This is a genomic window from Pseudomonas salomonii (assembly GCF_900107155.1).
In the GTDB taxonomy this organism is placed as follows: Bacteria; Pseudomonadota; Gammaproteobacteria; order Pseudomonadales; family Pseudomonadaceae; genus Aquipseudomonas; species Aquipseudomonas salomonii.
This window is the reverse complement of sequence record NZ_FNOX01000003.1, coordinates 215,245-230,839: the sequence shown is the minus strand read 5'-3', so window position 1 is coordinate 230,839 and position 15,595 is coordinate 215,245. Positions and strand designations below refer to the sequence as shown.

Here is a 15,595-nt window from a genome sequence, read left to right as displayed (position 1 = left end):
CGGGGTAAGGGATGCGCGACCGACTGTTAGCTGCAGAGAAAGTGAAGGCCATCGATTGGCGTGATGGCGCACTGCACCTGCTCGATCAGCGTGCCTTGCCCTCGCGGGAAACCTGGGTGGCCTGCACCACGGTGGCTGAAGTCGCCCAGGCCATCCGCAACATGACGGTGCGCGGCGCGCCGGCCATCGGCATCAGTGCCGCCTACGGCCTGGTGCTGGCCGCCCGCGAGCGGATCGCCGAGGGCGGTGACTGGCAGGCAGCGTGGGAAGAAGACTACGCGCTGCTGGCCGATAGCCGTCCGACCGCCGCGAACCTGTTCTGGGCCTTGAAGCGCATGCGTGACCGCCTGGATCGGGTCAAAAAGCACGCAGACCCCTTGGCGGTGCTGGAAGCCGAAGCCATTGCGATCCACGAAAGCGACCGCGAAGCCAACCTGGTCATGGCCCAGTTGGGCCTGGAGCGCATTCGCAAGCATCAGGGCAACGCCCAGGCGATCCTTACCCATGGCAATGCGGGCGCTCTGGCCACCGGCGGTGTGGGCACCGCCCTTGGGGTGATCCGCGCCGCGTTCCTGGAGGGTTTGGTCGAGCATGTCTACGTCAATGAAACCCGCCCGTGGCTGCAAGGTTCGCGGCTGACGGCCTGGGAGTTGGCGGGCGAGGGTATTCCGGCCACGGTGAATGCCGACTCGGCCGGTGCGCATATCCTCAAGACCAAAGGCGTGACCTGGGTCGTGGTCGGCGCCGACTGCATTGCGGCCAATGGTGACGTGATCGGCCCGATCGGCACTTATCAGTTGGCGGTGTGTGCCATGCACCACGGCGTGCGTTTTATGGTGGTGGCGCCCAGTTCGACCCTCGATTTGATGATGGCCACCGGTGATGATGTCAGCCTGGAAGAGCGTGATGCGGCGGAGTTGCTGGCGGTTAACGGTCAGCGGTTGGAGGTTGCGGCGTTTAATCCGGTGTTCGATGTGACGCCGGCGGACCTGATTGATGTGATCGTGACCGAAAAAGGCATCGTCGAACGGCCTGATACCGCCAAGCTGGCCAAGTTGATGTGTCGTAAACGCCTGCATTGAGGACGGTGGCGCTTGCAAGATTGCATTCGCGAGCAAGCCCGCTCCCACACTTGAATTGTGAACGCATTCAAGTGTGGGAGCGGGCTTGCTCGCGAATGGGCCTTCAAAGTCAATAAAATCCTTGGATCTGTACCTTGAAAATAGCATCAACGCACTTCTGAGCCTCTCTCGTCCCCCTCAAGCCTGTCATCCGTCAAATTACTAGCCTCCATGCGCATCAGGGGGATAGGTGCGTGGCGGCGATTGTGATAACATCCGGCGGTTTCCAGGGCCGCCCCGAGGGGTTGCCCATAACGCGCAGATCCGTGTCATAACTCGTTGATTTGTCGTAAGTCGTTGTCAGGCACTCTGCCAGCAACGGCGAGCTTCGTTCGTCCCATATGGATGTGACGAGGTTTCACCCGAAAAAGGAATCAGGCTTCTCATGGGCGAACTGGCCAAAGAAATCCTCCCGGTCAATATCGAAGACGAGCTGAAACAGTCCTACCTCGACTACGCGATGAGCGTAATTGTCGGGCGGGCACTGCCTGATGCGCGCGATGGCTTGAAGCCCGTGCACCGGCGTGTGCTGTTCGCGATGAGCGAGCTGGGTAACGACTGGAACAAGCCGTACAAGAAATCTGCCCGTGTTGTCGGTGACGTGATCGGTAAGTATCACCCTCACGGCGACACTGCGGTGTACGACACCATCGTTCGGATGGCCCAGCCGTTTTCCCTGCGCTACCTGCTGGTAGACGGCCAGGGCAACTTCGGTTCGGTCGACGGCGACAACGCTGCGGCCATGCGATACACCGAAGTGCGCATGACCAAGCTGGCGCACGAGCTGCTGGCCGACCTGCACAAAGAAACCGTGGACTGGGTGCCGAACTACGACGGCACCGAAATGATCCCGGCCGTCATGCCAACCCGTATTCCCAACCTGCTGGTCAACGGCTCCAGCGGTATCGCCGTGGGCATGGCCACCAACATTCCGCCGCACAACCTCGGTGAAGTCATCGACGGTTGCCTGGCCCTCATCGACAACCCTGAGCTGACCGTCGATGAGCTGATGCAATACATCCCTGGTCCGGACTTCCCGACCGCCGCGATCATCAACGGTCGTGCCGGCATCATCGAAGCCTATCGCACCGGCCGTGGCCGCATTTATATGCGCGCCCGCTCGATGATCGAAGACATCGACAAGGTCGGTGGCCGCCAGCAGATCGTTATCACCGAACTGCCTTACCAGTTGAACAAGGCGCGTCTGATCGAGAAGATCGCCGAGCTGGTTAAAGAGAAGAAGCTCGAAGGCATCACCGAACTGCGCGACGAGTCCGACAAAGACGGTATGCGCGTGGTGATCGAGCTGCGTCGTGGCGAAGTGCCTGAGGTGATCCTCAACAACCTCTACGCCCAGACCCAGCTGCAAAGCGTGTTTGGTATCAACGTAGTGGCTTTGATCGACGGCCGCCCGCGCATCCTGAACCTCAAGGACCTGCTCGAAGCCTTCGTGCGTCACCGCCGCGAAGTGGTCACCCGCCGCACCGTGTTCGAACTGCGCAAGGCCCGCGAGCGCGGCCACATCCTGGAAGGCCAGGCGGTAGCGCTGTCGAACATCGACCCGGTGATCGCGCTGATCAAGGCTTCGCCGACGCCGTCGGAAGCCAAGGAAGCCCTGATCAAGATGCCGTGGGAATCCAGCGCCGTTGTGGCGATGGTTGAACGTGCTGGTGCCGATTCGTGCCGTCCGGAAACCCTGGACCCGCAATACGGCCTGCGCGACGGCAAGTACTTCCTGTCGCCGGAACAGGCCCAGGCCATCCTGGAACTGCGTTTGCACCGCCTGACCGGCCTGGAACACGAGAAACTTTTGGCCGAGTACCAGGAGATTCTCAACCAGATCGGCGAGCTGATCCGCATCCTCAACAGCGCCGTGCGCCTGATGGAAGTGATCCGCGAAGAGCTGGAAGTAATCCGCGCCGAATACGGCGACGTGCGCCGCACCGAAATCCTCGATGCGCGCCTCGACCTGACCCTGGGTGACATGATCCCGGAAGAAGAGCGTGTGGTGACCATCTCCCACGGTGGCTACGCCAAGACCCAGCCGTTGGCTGCGTACCAGGCTCAGCGTCGTGGCGGTAAAGGCAAATCGGCTACCGGCGTTAAGGATGAGGACTACATCGCTCACCTGCTGGTTGCCAACAGCCACACCACGCTGCTGCTGTTCTCCAGCAAAGGCAAGGTGTACTGGCTCAAAACCTACGAAATTCCGGAAGCCTCCCGCGCTGCCCGTGGTCGTCCGCTGGTTAACCTGCTGCCGCTGGACAGTGATGAATACATCACCACCATGCTGCCGGTCGAGGAATACACCGAAGGTCACTTCATCTTCATGGCCACCGCCAAAGGCACCGTGAAGAAGACCCCGCTGGAATCCTTCAGCCGCCAGCGCAGCGTGGGCCTGATCGCCCTGGAGCTGGACGAAGGCGACGTGCTGATCTCCGCTGCCATCACTGACGGCGAGCGTGAAGTCATGCTGTTCTCCGACGGCGGCAAAGTGACACGCTTCAAGGAATCCGACGTTCGCGCCATGGGCCGTACCGCCCGCGGTGTGCGCGGCATGCGTCTGCCGGAAGGGCAGAAGCTGATTTCGATGCTGATCCCGGAAGAAGGCAGCCAGATCCTCACCGCTTCGGCGCGTGGTTATGGCAAGCGCACCGCCATCAGCGAGTTCCCGGAATACAAGCGTGGCGGCCAGGGCGTGATCGCCATGGTCAGCAACGACCGCAACGGCCGTCTGGTCGGCGCGGTGCAGGTGCTCGATGGCGAGGAAATCATGCTGATTTCCGACCAGGGCACCCTGGTGCGTACCCGTGTGGCCGAAGTCTCGAGCCTGGGCCGTAACACCCAGGGTGTTACGCTGATCAAGCTGGCCAGCGACGAAACGCTGGTAGGCCTGGAGCGCGTTCAGGAACCATCGGAAGTCGAAGGCGAAGAGCTGGAAGGCGAAGACGGTGCGGTATTCGATGGCGAGGTGATCGCAACCGGCGATGACAGCGTCGACGAGCCAACCCTTGATGCAGCCGCAGACGAAGAAGAACCGCAGGAATAAGCGGACACACAGGGGGCGGATGAAGATTCGCCCCCTTGTTGTTTGTCCGTATGGAAATATCGACAGCCATGGAGATCTAGTGTGGGAGCGGGCTTGCTCGCGAAAGCGGACTGACATTCACCCGAGATGTCGCCTGTTGGATCGCTTTCGCGAGCAAGCCCGCTCCCACATGGGATCGGGTGTCGGCTGATATGTTTGCGTGACTACCACCAGATCAGAGTGAGATTGGATGTGAGCAAGAGAGCCTATAACTTCTGTGCCGGTCCCGCGGCGCTTCCTGAAGCAGTCCTGCAGCGTGCGCAGGGTGAACTCCTCGACTGGCATGGAAAAGGCCTCTCCGTGATGGAAATGAGCCATCGCAGCGATGAGTTCGTGTCCATCGCCACCAAGGCCGAGCAGGATCTGCGCGACTTGCTGGGCATCCCATCCAACTACAAAGTGCTGTTCCTGCAAGGTGGCGCGAGCCAGCAGTTCGCGCAGATTCCGCTGAACCTGTTGCCCGAAGACGGCACTGCCGACTATATCGACACCGGCATCTGGGGCCAGAAGGCGATTGAAGAGGCCTCGCGCTACGGTCACGTCAACGTGGCAGGCACCGCCAAGCCTTACGACTACTTTGCCATTCCCGGTCAGAACGAGTGGAAGCTGTCCAAAGACGCGGCCTACGTGCACTACGTTGCCAACGAAACCATCGGCGGCCTGGAGTTTGACTGGGTGCCGCAAGTGGGTGACGTGCCGTTGGTGTGCGACATGTCTTCGGACATCCTGTCGCGCCCGATCGATGTGTCCAAGTACGGCATGATCTACGCCGGTGCGCAGAAGAACATCGGCCCGAGCGGCATCCTGGTCAACATCATCCGTGAAGACCTGCTGGGCCGCGCGCGTTCGCTGTGCCCGACCATGCTCAACTACAAGGTCGCGGCCGATAATGGCTCGATGTACAACACCCCGCCGGCGTTCGCCTGGTACCTTTCCGGCCTGGTGTTCGAGTGGCTCAAAGAGCAGGGCGGTGTCGCCGCCATGGGCAAGCTGAACGAAGAGAAGAAGCGCACCCTGTACGACTTCATTGACGCCAGCGGCCTGTACAGCAACCCGATCAACCTCACCGACCGCTCGTGGATGAACGTACCGTTCCGCCTGGCCGATGACCGCCTGGACAAGCCATTCCTGGCCGGTGCCGACGCACGTGGCCTGCTGAACCTCAAGGGCCACCGTTCGGTCGGTGGCATGCGCGCCTCCATCTACAACGCTGTCGACATCCACGCGATCAACGCGCTGGTTGCCTACATGGCAGAGTTCGAAAAGGAACACGGCTAATGTCTGAGCAAGAACTCAAGGCCCTGCGTGTACGCATCGATAGCCTGGACGAGAAAGTCCTGGAGCTGATCAGTGAGCGTGCGCGCTGCGCCCAGGAAGTCGCCCGCGTGAAGATGGCGTCCCTGGCTGAAGGCGAAGTGCCGGTGTTCTACCGGCCTGAGCGCGAAGCCCAGGTGCTCAAGCGCGTGATGGAACGCAACAAGGGCCCGTTGGGCAACGAAGAGATGGCGCGGTTGTTTCGTGAAATCATGTCGTCGTGCCTGGCGCTGGAGCAGCCGCTGAAAGTGGCGTACCTCGGCCCGGAAGGCACCTTCACCCAAGCCGCGGCCATGAAGCATTTCGGTCACGCGGTGATCAGCAAGCCGATGGCGGCCATCGACGAAGTGTTCCGCGAAGTGGCGGCCGGTGCGGTGAACTTTGGCGTGGTGCCGGTGGAAAACTCCACCGAAGGCGCGGTCAACCACACGCTGGACAGCTTCCTTGAGCACGACATGGTGATCTGCGGCGAAGTCGAACTGCGCATTCACCACCATCTGCTGGTGGGCGAGAGCACCAAGACCGACAGCATCAGCCGCATCTACTCCCACGCCCAATCCCTGGCCCAGTGCCGCAAGTGGCTGGACGCGCATTACCCGAATGTCGAGCGCGTGGCGGTGTCCAGCAACGCCGAAGCAGCCAAGCGGGTCAAGGGTGAGTGGAACTCGGCGGCTATCGCTGGTGACATGGCTGCGGGGCTGTACGGCCTGACGCGCCTGGCCGAAAAAATCGAAGACCGCCCGGATAACTCTACGCGCTTTTTGATGATCGGCAGCCAGGAAGTGCCGCCCACCGGCGACGACAAGACCTCGATCATCGTCTCCATGAGCAACAAGCCCGGCGCGCTCCATGAGTTGCTGGTGCCGTTCCACGATAACGGGATTGACCTGACGCGCATCGAAACTCGCCCTTCGCGCAGCGGTAAATGGACGTATGTGTTCTTTATCGACTTCATCGGCCACCACCGCGACCCGCTGGTTAAAGGTGTGCTGGAGAAAATCAGTCAGGAAGCCGTGGCACTCAAGGTGCTGGGCTCTTACCCGAAAGCGGTTTTGTGAGGCTTTAACATGAGTGGCAACTTCCTCGCCCTGGCTCAGCCGGGCGTGCAACAACTGTCGCCTTACGTTCCAGGCAAGCCTGTGGACGAGCTGGCGCGTGAGTTGAACCTGGACCCGTCGAAGATCGTAAAGCTGGCCAGTAACGAAAACCCGCTGGGCCCAAGCCCAAAAGTGTTGGCGGCGATTCGTGAAGAATTGACTGAGCTGACCCGCTACCCGGACGGCAATGGCTTCGCCCTCAAGTCGCTGTTGGCCGAGAACTGCTGCGTTGAACTGAACCAGGTCACCCTGGGCAATGGTTCCAACGACATTCTTGAACTGGTCGGCCGTGCGTACCTGGCCCCAGGCCTGAATGCGGTGTTCAGTGAGCACGCGTTCGCCGTCTACCCGATCGTGACCCAGGCCGTGGGCGCTGATGCCCGCGTCATTCCTGCCAAGGATTGGGGCCACGACCTGCCGGCCATGCTGGCGGCCATCGACGCGCAAACCCGCGTGGTGTTTATCGCCAACCCGAACAACCCGACTGGCACCTGGTTCGACGCCCAGGCGCTGAACGACTTCCTGCAGGACGTGCCCGAGCACGTGCTGGTGGTGCTGGACGAGGCCTACATCGAGTACGCCGAAGGCAGCGACCTGCCCGATGGCCTGGATTTCCTGGCGGCTTACCCGAACCTGCTGGTGTCACGCACCTTCTCCAAGGCTTACGGCCTGGCGTCGCTGCGCGTGGGTTACGGCTTGTCCACCGCCGTGGTTGCCGATGTGCTCAACCGTGTGCGCCAGCCGTTCAACGTCAACAGCCTGGCGTTGGCGGCGGCCTGTGCGGCGGTCAAGGATGCCGAGTACCTGGAAGAAGGTCGTCGCATCAACGAAAGCGGCATGCAGCAGTTGCAGGAAGGTTTCCGTGGGCTGGGCCTGGGCTGGATCCCTTCCAAGGGCAACTTCATTTGTGTGGACCTCGGCCAAGTCGCTGCGCCGGTGTTCCAGGGCTTGCTGCGTGAGGGCGTGATCGTGCGCCCGGTGGCCAACTACGGCATGCCGAACCACCTGCGTATCACCATTGGCTTGCCGGCTGAAAACAGCCGCTTCCTGGAGGCGTTGGCCAAGGTTCTGGCTCGTGGTTGATGTCACTGCATTGCAACCTGCTGTGCCTATGATCGGTCGCCTGGTGGTGGTCGGCCTGGGGTTGATCGGTGGTTCCTTCGCCAAGGGCCTGCGTGAAAGCGGGTTGTGCGGCGAAGTGGTCGGTGTGGACCTGGACCCGCAATCGCGCAAGCTGGCGGTGGAGCTGGGTGTGGTGGACCGCTGTGAGGCAGACCTGGCGCTGGCGTGCCAGGGCGCGGATGTGATCCAGCTCGCCGTGCCGATCCTGGCGATGGAGAAGTTGCTGGGCTTGCTGGCCGACATGGACCTCGGGCAGGCGATCCTTACGGACGTCGGCAGCGCCAAAGGCAATGTGGTGCGCGCCGCCAAACTCGCGTTTGGCGGCATGCCGGCGCGTTTTGTACCGGGCCACCCGATTGCCGGTTCCGAGCAGAGCGGTGTCGAGGCATCCAATGCGCAGTTGTTCCGTCGCCACAAGGTGATTCTGACGCCGCTTGAGCAGACCGATCCGGCGGCCTTGGCGGTGGTGGATCGGCTGTGGCGCGAGTTGGGCGCGGATGTCGAGCATATGCAGGTTGAGCGCCACGACGAAGTGTTGGCGGCGACCAGCCATTTGCCGCACTTGCTGGCCTTTGGCTTGGTGGATTCGTTGGCCAAGCGCAACGAAAACCTTGAGATTTTCCGTTACGCCGCCGGCGGCTTTCGCGATTTCACGCGGATTGCCGGCAGTGACCCGGTGATGTGGCACGACATCTTCCTCGCCAATCGCGAAGCGGTGTTGCGCACCCTGGACACCTTCCGCAGCGACCTCGACGCCTTGCGCGATGCGGTGGATGCGGGTGATGGCCACCAATTATTGGGCGTGTTCACCCGTGCGCGGGTGGCGCGTGAGCATTTCAGCAAGATCCTGGCGCGCCGGGCCTACATGGAAACTGCTGTGAACGCCGATGAGCAGACCTTTCTCGCCAACCCGGGCGGCCGCTTGAGCGGGCAGATCCGCGTGCCGGGCGACAAGTCGATCTCCCATCGCTCGATCATGCTGGGTTCATTGGCCGACGGCGTGACCGAAGTCGAAGGTTTCCTCGAAGGCGAAGATGCCTTGGCAACCTTGCAGGCGTTTCGTGACATGGGCGTGGTCATTGAAGGGCCGCACCACGGGCGCGTGACGATTCATGGTGTGGGTTTGCACGGTTTGCAGCCGGCGCCGGGGCCGATCTACCTGGGGAATTCCGGCACGTCGATGCGGCTGCTGTCCGGGTTGCTCGCGGCGCAGCGCTTTGACAGTGTGTTGACCGGTGATGCGTCGCTGTCCAGGCGCCCAATGAGCCGCGTGGCCAAGCCGCTGCGGGAAATGGGGGCGGTGATCGAGACCGGGCCGGACGGGCATCCGCCGCTGACGATTCGCGGTGGCCAGGCGCTCAAAGGCCTGGACTACTCGATGCCGATGGCCAGTGCGCAGGTGAAGTCCTGCCTGTTGCTGGCCGGGTTGTATGCCGAGGGCAAAACCTCGGTGACCGAGCCTGCGCCGACCCGTGACCATACCGAGCGGATGTTGCGTGGGTTTGGTTACCCGGTGGCGGTGGAGGGCGCTACAGCCTCGGTCGAACCGGGCCATGCATTGACCGCTACACAGATAGAAGTGCCGGGGGATATTTCCTCTTCGGCGTTCTTCCTGGTGGCGGCTTCGATTGCCGAAGGCTCCGAGTTGTTGCTGGAGCACGTTGGTGTCAACCCGACCCGCACCGGCGTGATCGATATCCTGCGCCTGATGGGCGCGGATATCACCCTGGAAAACCCGCGTGAAGTGGGTGGCGAACCGGTTGCCGACCTGCGCGTGCGCGCCGCTGCATTAAAAGGCATCGAGATTCCCGAAGCCCTGGTGCCGCTGGCGATCGACGAATTCCCGGTGTTGTTCGTGGCGGCGGCCTGCGCCGAAGGGCGCACCGTGCTGCGTGGCGCCGAAGAACTGCGGGTCAAGGAGTCCGACCGCATCCAGGTCATGGCCGATGGTCTGTTGGCCCTTGGCGTGAAGTGTGAACCGACACCTGATGGGATTATCATTGACGGTGGCCCAATGGGCGGTGGCGAAGTGCAATCCCATGGTGATCACCGCATTGCCATGGCGTTCAGTGTGGCTTCCCTGCGGGCGGCGGCGCCGATTCGTATCCGTGACTGCGCCAATGTAGCTACGTCTTTTCCGAACTTTCTTACACTGTGTGCCCATGTCGGCATCCGTGTTGCCCAAGAGGCTCAATTGTGAATATCAAAGCACCGGTGATTACCATCGACGGGCCAAGCGGCTCGGGCAAAGGCACGATCGCCGGCATTCTGGCCAAGCGCCTGGGCTGGTGCCTGCTGGATTCCGGCGCGCTGTACCGCCTGCTGGCCTTTGCCGCACGCAACCATGGCGTCGACCTGACCAACGAAGAATCCCTGAAGCTGCTGGCGGCGCACCTTGATGTGCAGTTCGTCGGCGCGACGGAAGGTCATCCGCAACGCATCATCCTCGAAGGTGATGACGTGACCGATGATCTGCGCAACGAACAAGTCGGCTCCTGGGCCTCCCAGGTTGCCGCGCTGCCGGCCGTGCGCGACGCATTGCTGCAGCGCCAGCGGGCGTTTCAGGAGCCGCCGGGCCTGGTGGCTGATGGCCGTGACATGGGCACCGTGGTGTTTCCCGAGGCGCCGCTGAAGATTTTCCTGACCGCCAGCGCCGAGGAGCGTGCTCGCCGCCGTTACTTGCAGTTGAAGGGCAAAGTCGATGGTGTTAGTCTGTCGAGTCTGCTAGATGAGATCCGTGCACGCGATGAGCGTGATACCCAGCGTGCGGTAGCCCCGCTAAAGCCGGCGGCTGACGCCATACAGCTGGATTCCACGGAGTTGTCCATCGAGCAGGTGCTGGAACGCATCTTGAGTGAAATCGCCATTCGCGATATCGCCGGGTGATCAAGAAGGCCGCAGGGGACCAGTCATAGTCCTGCGGTGGCTTCTTTTAACTGAAACTGACCCACACCGTCTGGGGTGTGGAGATGGGCGTATTCTTCGCCCTTATCAACAGGAATTAAAATGAGCGAAAGCTTTGCGGAACTCTTTGAAGAAAGCCTAAAAACCCTGAACCTTCAGGCAGGCTCCATCATCACCGGTGTTATCGTTGATATCGATTACCAAGCTCGCTGGGTAACCGTTCACGCTGGTCTGAAGTCTGAAGCTCTGATCCCGCTGGAACAGTTCTACAACGATGCTGGCGATCTGACTATCAATGTCGGTGACGAAGTTCACGTTGCTCTGGACTCGGTTGAAGACGGTTTCGGTGAAACCAAGCTGTCCCGTGAAAAAGCCAAGCGCGCTGAATGCTGGATTGTTCTCGAAGCAGCCTTCGCAGCTGAAGAAGTGGTCAAGGGCGTTATCAACGGTAAGGTTAAAGGCGGCTTCACTGTCGACGTTAACGGCATCCGTGCGTTCCTGCCAGGTTCTTTGGTCGACGTTCGTCCTGTGCGCGACACCACGCACCTGGAAGGCAAAGAACTCGAATTCAAGGTCATCAAACTCGACCAGAAGCGCAACAACGTTGTCGTTTCCCGTCGCAGCGTCCTGGAAGCAGAGAACTCCGCCGAGCGTGAAGCTCTGCTGGAATCCCTGCAGGAAGGCCAACAAGTCAAAGGTATCGTCAAGAACCTCACCGATTACGGCGCATTCGTCGATCTGGGTGGCGTCGATGGCCTGCTGCACATTACCGACATGGCCTGGAAGCGTATCAAGCATCCTTCCGAAATCGTCAACGTTGGCGACGAGATCGATGTCAAGGTTCTGAAGTACGATCGTGAGCGTAACCGCGTTTCCCTGGGCTTGAAGCAGCTGGGCGAAGATCCATGGGTTGCTATCAAAGCTCGTTACCCGGAAAGCACTCGCGTAACCGCGCGTGTTACCAACCTGACCGACTACGGCTGCTTCGCAGAGCTGGAAGAAGGCGTGGAAGGCCTGGTACACGTTTCCGAAATGGACTGGACCAACAAGAACATCCACCCTTCGAAAGTCGTACAAGTCGGCGACGAAGTGGAAGTTATGGTTCTGGACATCGACGAAGAGCGTCGTCGTATCTCCCTGGGCATCAAGCAGTGCAAATCTAACCCATGGGAAGATTTCTCTGGCCAGTTCAACAAGGGCGATAAAATCTCCGGCACCATCAAGTCGATCACCGATTTCGGTATCTTCATTGGTCTGGACGGCGGCATCGACGGCCTGGTTCACCTGTCCGACATCTCCTGGAACGAAGTGGGCGAAGAAGCTGTTCGTCGTTTCAAGAAGGGCGACGAGCTGGACACCGTTATCCTGTCGGTTGACCCAGAGCGCGAGCGCATCTCCCTGGGTATCAAGCAACTGGAAAGCGATCCGTTCTCCGAGTACGTTCAAGAGAACGACAAAGGCGCAATCGTTAAAGGCACTGTGAAAGAAGTTGACGCCAAAGGCGCCATCATCGTTCTGGCCGACGATATCGAAGCGACTCTGAAAGCCTCCGAAATCAGCCGTGACCGCGTTGAAGACGCGCGCAACGTTCTGAAAGAAGGCCAGGAAGTAGAAGCCAAGATCATCAGCGTTGACCGCAAGAGCCGCGTGATCCAACTCTCCATCAAGTCCAAGGACGAGATCGAAGAGAAAGAAGCAATCCAGAGCCTGCGCGACAAGCCAGCTACCTCTGACATCGCTTCGGGTCCGACCACTCTGGGCGACCTGCTGCGTGCACAAATGGAAAAACAGAACTAAGTTCTGTCAGACCATAGAAAAAGGGCGACTTCGGTCGCCCTTTTTTGTGCCTGAAATTCGTTGAATCAACAAGTTAGAACCAAGGCGTGCAGCCCAGTGTCAGAGCTGACTATAGTTCTTAACAAATGCTCCGCCGTGTTGTTGTTTCAATAAGGATTTGAATGAACAGGCTTATCGTTTTATTCGCAGTGGTGCTGCTGGCCGGCTGCACTGCCACCAATGCCAAAACCCACGCCAAACGCGGCGTCAGCGGCATCGAGATCGATTGCTCGGGCCTAGGCAGCAATTGGGACAAGTGTGAGAAGCGCGCTGCCCGAGAGTGCAAGATGCAGGGCTACAAGGTCATCACCCGATCCAGTGACGCCAAGGACGAAGAGGGTGACTATCTGTTCGGCTGGAACCCTGCCGGCGCTGTCACTCGTACCATGTTGGTGATCTGTAATTGAGGGGGTCAAGCATGAGTTCCGGGTATCCGTTGATGCTGCAGATAAGTTGGCAGGTGGGCTGTTCAAATTCACCAAGTCATGCTAAAACCTTCGAAGCGCTTTTCCTAGCTGCTTGAAAAAGAAGGGAAAAATATGACGAAGTCGGAGTTGATCGAACGAATTGTCACCCATCAAGGGCTGCTTTCATCCAAGGATGTAGAGCTGGCTATCAAGACGATGCTTGAACAGATGTCCCAGTGCCTGGCTACCGGGGACCGCATTGAGATCCGTGGTTTTGGCAGTTTCTCCCTGCACTACCGCGCACCGCGAGTAGGTCGCAACCCGAAAACCGGGCAATCCGTCAGCCTTGACGGCAAGTTTGTGCCTCACTTCAAGCCGGGCAAGGAATTGCGCGATCGAGTTAATGAGGATGAAGACGAGGTTTGATACTCGTGAGGGAGGCGGCATGAGTAGATTCAAGCGTGTTATTGCACTGCTGGTAGTGTTGGTGCTGCTGCTGTGCATCGTGGCATTTGTGCTAGAAAATCAACAGTCGGTTTCCCTGCAGTTCCTGAGTTGGGCAGCCCCGCAGTTGCCAATTTCTGTTTTCGTAGTGCTCGCTTTACTGGTTGGAATGCTTATTGGCCCACTGATGGCGTGGGTTGCCAGGGCGCGGCGCAAGACTCGGGTTTGATCCTGGCCACTGTTCATGTGCGGCAGGAAGGGGAGGCGATCGCCGCCCCTGTGGACGTTTCAATTCGGCTCTTTCTCTCCGGCCCTGAACTTTACGGCCAGCGCGATCAGCGGCAGATAGGCCACCAGCAGTCCCAAAAAGCCATCCACCGTGCCGTTGCCCACGAGCAGCGCCACAGGCAACAGCCATCCAATGTTGATTGCCGCTACCGCCAGGGTGACAGGCGCATGTTTGCCGAACTGGCGAGAAGCAAACTGGTAGGCGTGGCTGCGGTGGGCCTCATAGACTTTGTCGCCTCTGAGCAGGCGGCGCAGCAAGGTCCATGTCGCGTCGGTGATAAACACACCCAGCAGGATCAGCCAGCTCCACAGCAGCTGCGGCGTGACCCAGGCCGCCTGTAGTGACAACACCCCCAGCGTGATGCCCAGGAATCCGCTGCCCGCATCGCCCATGAAAATACGGGCTTTTGGGAAGTTCCAATACAGGAAGCCAACGACTGCAAACGCCAGTAACAACGGCGTAAACGCGATCAGCTCGTGACCTGTAAGCCAATAGAGCAGCGCACTGCCAAGACAGACGCAAATAGCCTCGACGCTGGCTATTCCATCAATTCCATCCATGAAGTTATACAAGTTCAGCAGCCATACCAGGTAGACGGCTGCCAGCATATGGCCGATCCAGCTCAAGTCGACGGCGAATCCCGCCACCACCAGCGGCGGCAGGCCACCGATCCAGAACAGTGCCCATGCCGCGGCTATAAAGTGCCCTAGCAGGCGCCAACGTGCGCTGATATGACCATGGTCGTCTAAAAAGCCCAATACCGCGATGCCGGTACCGGCGCCCAACAATGCGTACGTGAGTGGCCATGCAATCAGGCCAAGGCTGGCGGTCAGCAATAGCGCTAACAAAAAGCTGACGACGATCGAGACACCGCCGCCCCTGGGCGTAGGCACGACGTGCGAGCTGCGCGCATTCGGGATGTCGATCAGGCTTCGCGCCAGGGCGTAATGACGCAAGGCCCCGGTTAAAAGGAGTGCGACAATCGTCACAGCCGGTAATAGCCACCACATATTCATTTAGTTTGCATTTCCAAAAAATGTTTTCCTGTTTGACTCAGTGCCTGATCAACGCTGCTCGGCGGTGTCCAGCCCAGTAGTTCGCGAGTCTTGCCAATATCGACCTGCAGGGAGCCGCATAGCCTTTGAGCGAGTGCCCGGCGACCCAGCGCCGTGGCGCCGGTTTGCAGCAACCAGCTCGGCACAGGTAGCAAGCGTGCGGGCTTGTTCAGTGCCGTTCCCATTCGACGCAAAAGCGCGGTGGTCGAGAGGTCCTCGCCGTCACTGACCAGGAAGGTTTGATTGGCGGCAGCGGGGTGCTCGGTGCACGTCACAATCAAATCAACCAGGTTGTCCAGGGCAACCAGGCTGCGTCGATTGTTCACGGCCCCGAAGGGCAAGGGCAGGCCTTTATGCAACCAGCGCATCATGCTCAGGAAGTTCGCTTGAACGCCGGGTCCGTAAACCAATACGGGACGAATGATCACCACCTCCATGCCGGTTTCAGAAGCCAGTGTTCGCAGGCCTTGTTCTGCTTCCTGTTTGGAGATGCCGTAGGGGTCGGTAGGGGCTGTGGGACCGTCAGCCGTATACGGCGCGCCGGTCGCCGTGCCCTCGCCATTGACCTTGATCGAGCTGATAAATATAAAGCGTTTAACCCCGGCAGCCGCCGCCTGGCGGGCCAGGTTCAGGGTGCCTTCGACGTTGACCCGCCGGTATTCGGCAAGTGGATCGGTGGCTGCGTCACTCATGACATGGACCCGGGCGGCCAGGTGGATCACCGTATCCTGGTGCTTGAGCAACACCTGCCAATCCTGATCGTCGGATAGCCCGCCGATAAGGCGCTGGTTGACGCGCGGATCGAGGTCGGCCTTGAGCCCGCGTACAGCAGCGGTAATCGAGTGCTGGCGTTGTAGCAGTGGCGCGATTAACCCGCTACCGACAAAGCCGCTCGCTCCCGTCAGGAGGATTTGCATA

At 60.0% G+C, this 15,595-nt stretch carries 13 protein-coding genes; 11 read left to right on the top strand and 2 right to left on the bottom strand.

The window, feature by feature from the left end; all coding sequences use genetic code 11:
- The first annotated feature begins 11 nt into the window (after positions 1–11).
- From mtnA to BLV67_RS08290, 11 genes are all read left to right on the top strand, one after another.
- Positions 12–1,082, top strand: coding sequence for an S-methyl-5-thioribose-1-phosphate isomerase (gene mtnA / locus BLV67_RS08340; protein ID WP_069788675.1), 1,071 nt, complete (start codon positions 12–14; stop codon positions 1,080–1,082).
- Positions 1,083–1,506: 424 nt separating this feature from the next.
- The gene (gene gyrA / locus BLV67_RS08335) at positions 1,507–4,170 is read left to right on the top strand and encodes a DNA gyrase subunit A (protein WP_065929270.1); all 2,664 of its coding nucleotides are present in this window, start codon (positions 1,507–1,509) and stop codon (positions 4,168–4,170) included.
- A 231-nt stretch (positions 4,171–4,401) separates the two neighbouring features.
- Positions 4,402–5,487: a 3-phosphoserine/phosphohydroxythreonine transaminase gene (serC, locus tag BLV67_RS08330; RefSeq protein ID WP_065929271.1), complete on the top strand. Its 1,086-nt coding sequence runs from the start codon at positions 4,402–4,404 to the stop codon at positions 5,485–5,487.
- On the top strand, positions 5,487–6,581 hold the full coding sequence (gene pheA / locus BLV67_RS08325; RefSeq protein ID WP_053132458.1) for a prephenate dehydratase: 1,095 nt from the start codon (positions 5,487–5,489) through the stop codon (positions 6,579–6,581). The genes serC and pheA overlap by 1 nt, the downstream gene beginning before the upstream one ends.
- 9 nt (positions 6,582–6,590) lie before the next feature.
- Positions 6,591–7,703 carry a histidinol-phosphate transaminase gene (gene hisC, locus BLV67_RS08320; RefSeq protein ID WP_069788676.1) on the top strand — a complete coding sequence of 371 codons (1,113 nt, stop codon included), beginning with the start codon at positions 6,591–6,593 and terminating at the stop codon, positions 7,701–7,703.
- Positions 7,704–7,731: 28 nt separating this feature from the next.
- Positions 7,732–9,942, top strand: a complete 2,211-nt coding sequence (locus BLV67_RS08315; RefSeq protein WP_065929273.1) for a bifunctional prephenate dehydrogenase/3-phosphoshikimate 1-carboxyvinyltransferase — start codon at positions 7,732–7,734, stop codon at positions 9,940–9,942.
- Positions 9,939–10,628 (top strand): (d)CMP kinase, encoded by a 690-nt coding sequence (cmk, locus tag BLV67_RS08310; protein WP_003172653.1) that lies wholly within the window; start codon positions 9,939–9,941, stop codon positions 10,626–10,628. The genes BLV67_RS08315 and cmk overlap by 4 nt, the downstream gene beginning before the upstream one ends.
- Before the next feature lie 120 nt (positions 10,629–10,748).
- On the top strand, positions 10,749–12,443 hold the full coding sequence (rpsA, locus tag BLV67_RS08305; RefSeq protein ID WP_017136102.1) for a 30S ribosomal protein S1: 1,695 nt from the start codon (positions 10,749–10,751) through the stop codon (positions 12,441–12,443).
- A gap of 161 nt (positions 12,444–12,604) precedes the next feature.
- Positions 12,605–12,889: a hypothetical protein gene (locus BLV67_RS08300; protein WP_065911975.1), complete on the top strand. Its 285-nt coding sequence runs from the start codon at positions 12,605–12,607 to the stop codon at positions 12,887–12,889.
- A gap of 132 nt (positions 12,890–13,021) precedes the next feature.
- Positions 13,022–13,315, top strand: a complete 294-nt coding sequence (gene ihfB / locus BLV67_RS08295) for an integration host factor subunit beta (RefSeq protein ID WP_003172657.1) — start codon at positions 13,022–13,024, stop codon at positions 13,313–13,315.
- Between the two features lie 19 nt (positions 13,316–13,334).
- Positions 13,335–13,562, top strand: a complete 228-nt coding sequence (locus BLV67_RS08290; protein ID WP_065911987.1) for a LapA family protein — start codon at positions 13,335–13,337, stop codon at positions 13,560–13,562.
- 59 nt (positions 13,563–13,621) lie between these two features.
- On the opposite strand, the gene BLV67_RS08285 is transcribed toward BLV67_RS08290, so the two are convergent.
- Both BLV67_RS08285 and BLV67_RS08280 read right to left on the bottom strand, forming a co-directional pair.
- On the bottom strand, positions 13,622–14,638 hold the full coding sequence (locus BLV67_RS08285; protein ID WP_065911974.1) for an MraY family glycosyltransferase: 1,017 nt from the start codon (positions 14,636–14,638) through the stop codon (positions 13,622–13,624).
- Positions 14,635–15,594, bottom strand: coding sequence for a UDP-glucose 4-epimerase family protein (locus BLV67_RS08280; protein ID WP_069788677.1), 960 nt, complete (start codon positions 15,592–15,594; stop codon positions 14,635–14,637). Before BLV67_RS08280 ends, BLV67_RS08285 begins: the two co-directional genes overlap by 4 nt.
- Between the last annotated feature and the right edge of the window lies 1 nt (position 15,595).

What these genes read in the sequence shown, in the direction of transcription:
- mtnA (WP_069788675.1), top strand. Translation starts at nt 12, where the DNA reads ATGCGCGACCGACTGTTAGCTGCAGAGAAAGTGAAGGCCATCGATTGG.
- gyrA (WP_065929270.1), top strand. Translation starts at nt 1,507, where the DNA reads ATGGGCGAACTGGCCAAAGAAATCCTCCCGGTCAATATCGAAGACGAG.
- pheA (WP_053132458.1), top strand. Translation starts at nt 5,487, where the DNA reads ATGTCTGAGCAAGAACTCAAGGCCCTGCGTGTACGCATCGATAGCCTG.
- hisC (WP_069788676.1), top strand. Translation starts at nt 6,591, where the DNA reads ATGAGTGGCAACTTCCTCGCCCTGGCTCAGCCGGGCGTGCAACAACTG.
- BLV67_RS08315 (WP_065929273.1), top strand. Translation starts at nt 7,732, where the DNA reads ATGATCGGTCGCCTGGTGGTGGTCGGCCTGGGGTTGATCGGTGGTTCC.
- rpsA (WP_017136102.1), top strand. Translation starts at nt 10,749, where the DNA reads ATGAGCGAAAGCTTTGCGGAACTCTTTGAAGAAAGCCTAAAAACCCTG.
- BLV67_RS08300 (WP_065911975.1), top strand. Translation starts at nt 12,605, where the DNA reads ATGAACAGGCTTATCGTTTTATTCGCAGTGGTGCTGCTGGCCGGCTGC.
- ihfB (WP_003172657.1), top strand. Translation starts at nt 13,022, where the DNA reads ATGACGAAGTCGGAGTTGATCGAACGAATTGTCACCCATCAAGGGCTG.
- BLV67_RS08290 (WP_065911987.1), top strand. Translation starts at nt 13,335, where the DNA reads ATGAGTAGATTCAAGCGTGTTATTGCACTGCTGGTAGTGTTGGTGCTG.
- BLV67_RS08285 (WP_065911974.1), bottom strand. Translation starts at nt 14,638, where the DNA reads ATGAATATGTGGTGGCTATTACCGGCTGTGACGATTGTCGCACTCCTT.
- BLV67_RS08280 (WP_069788677.1), bottom strand. Translation starts at nt 15,594, where the DNA reads ATGCAAATCCTCCTGACGGGAGCGAGCGGCTTTGTCGGTAGCGGGTTA.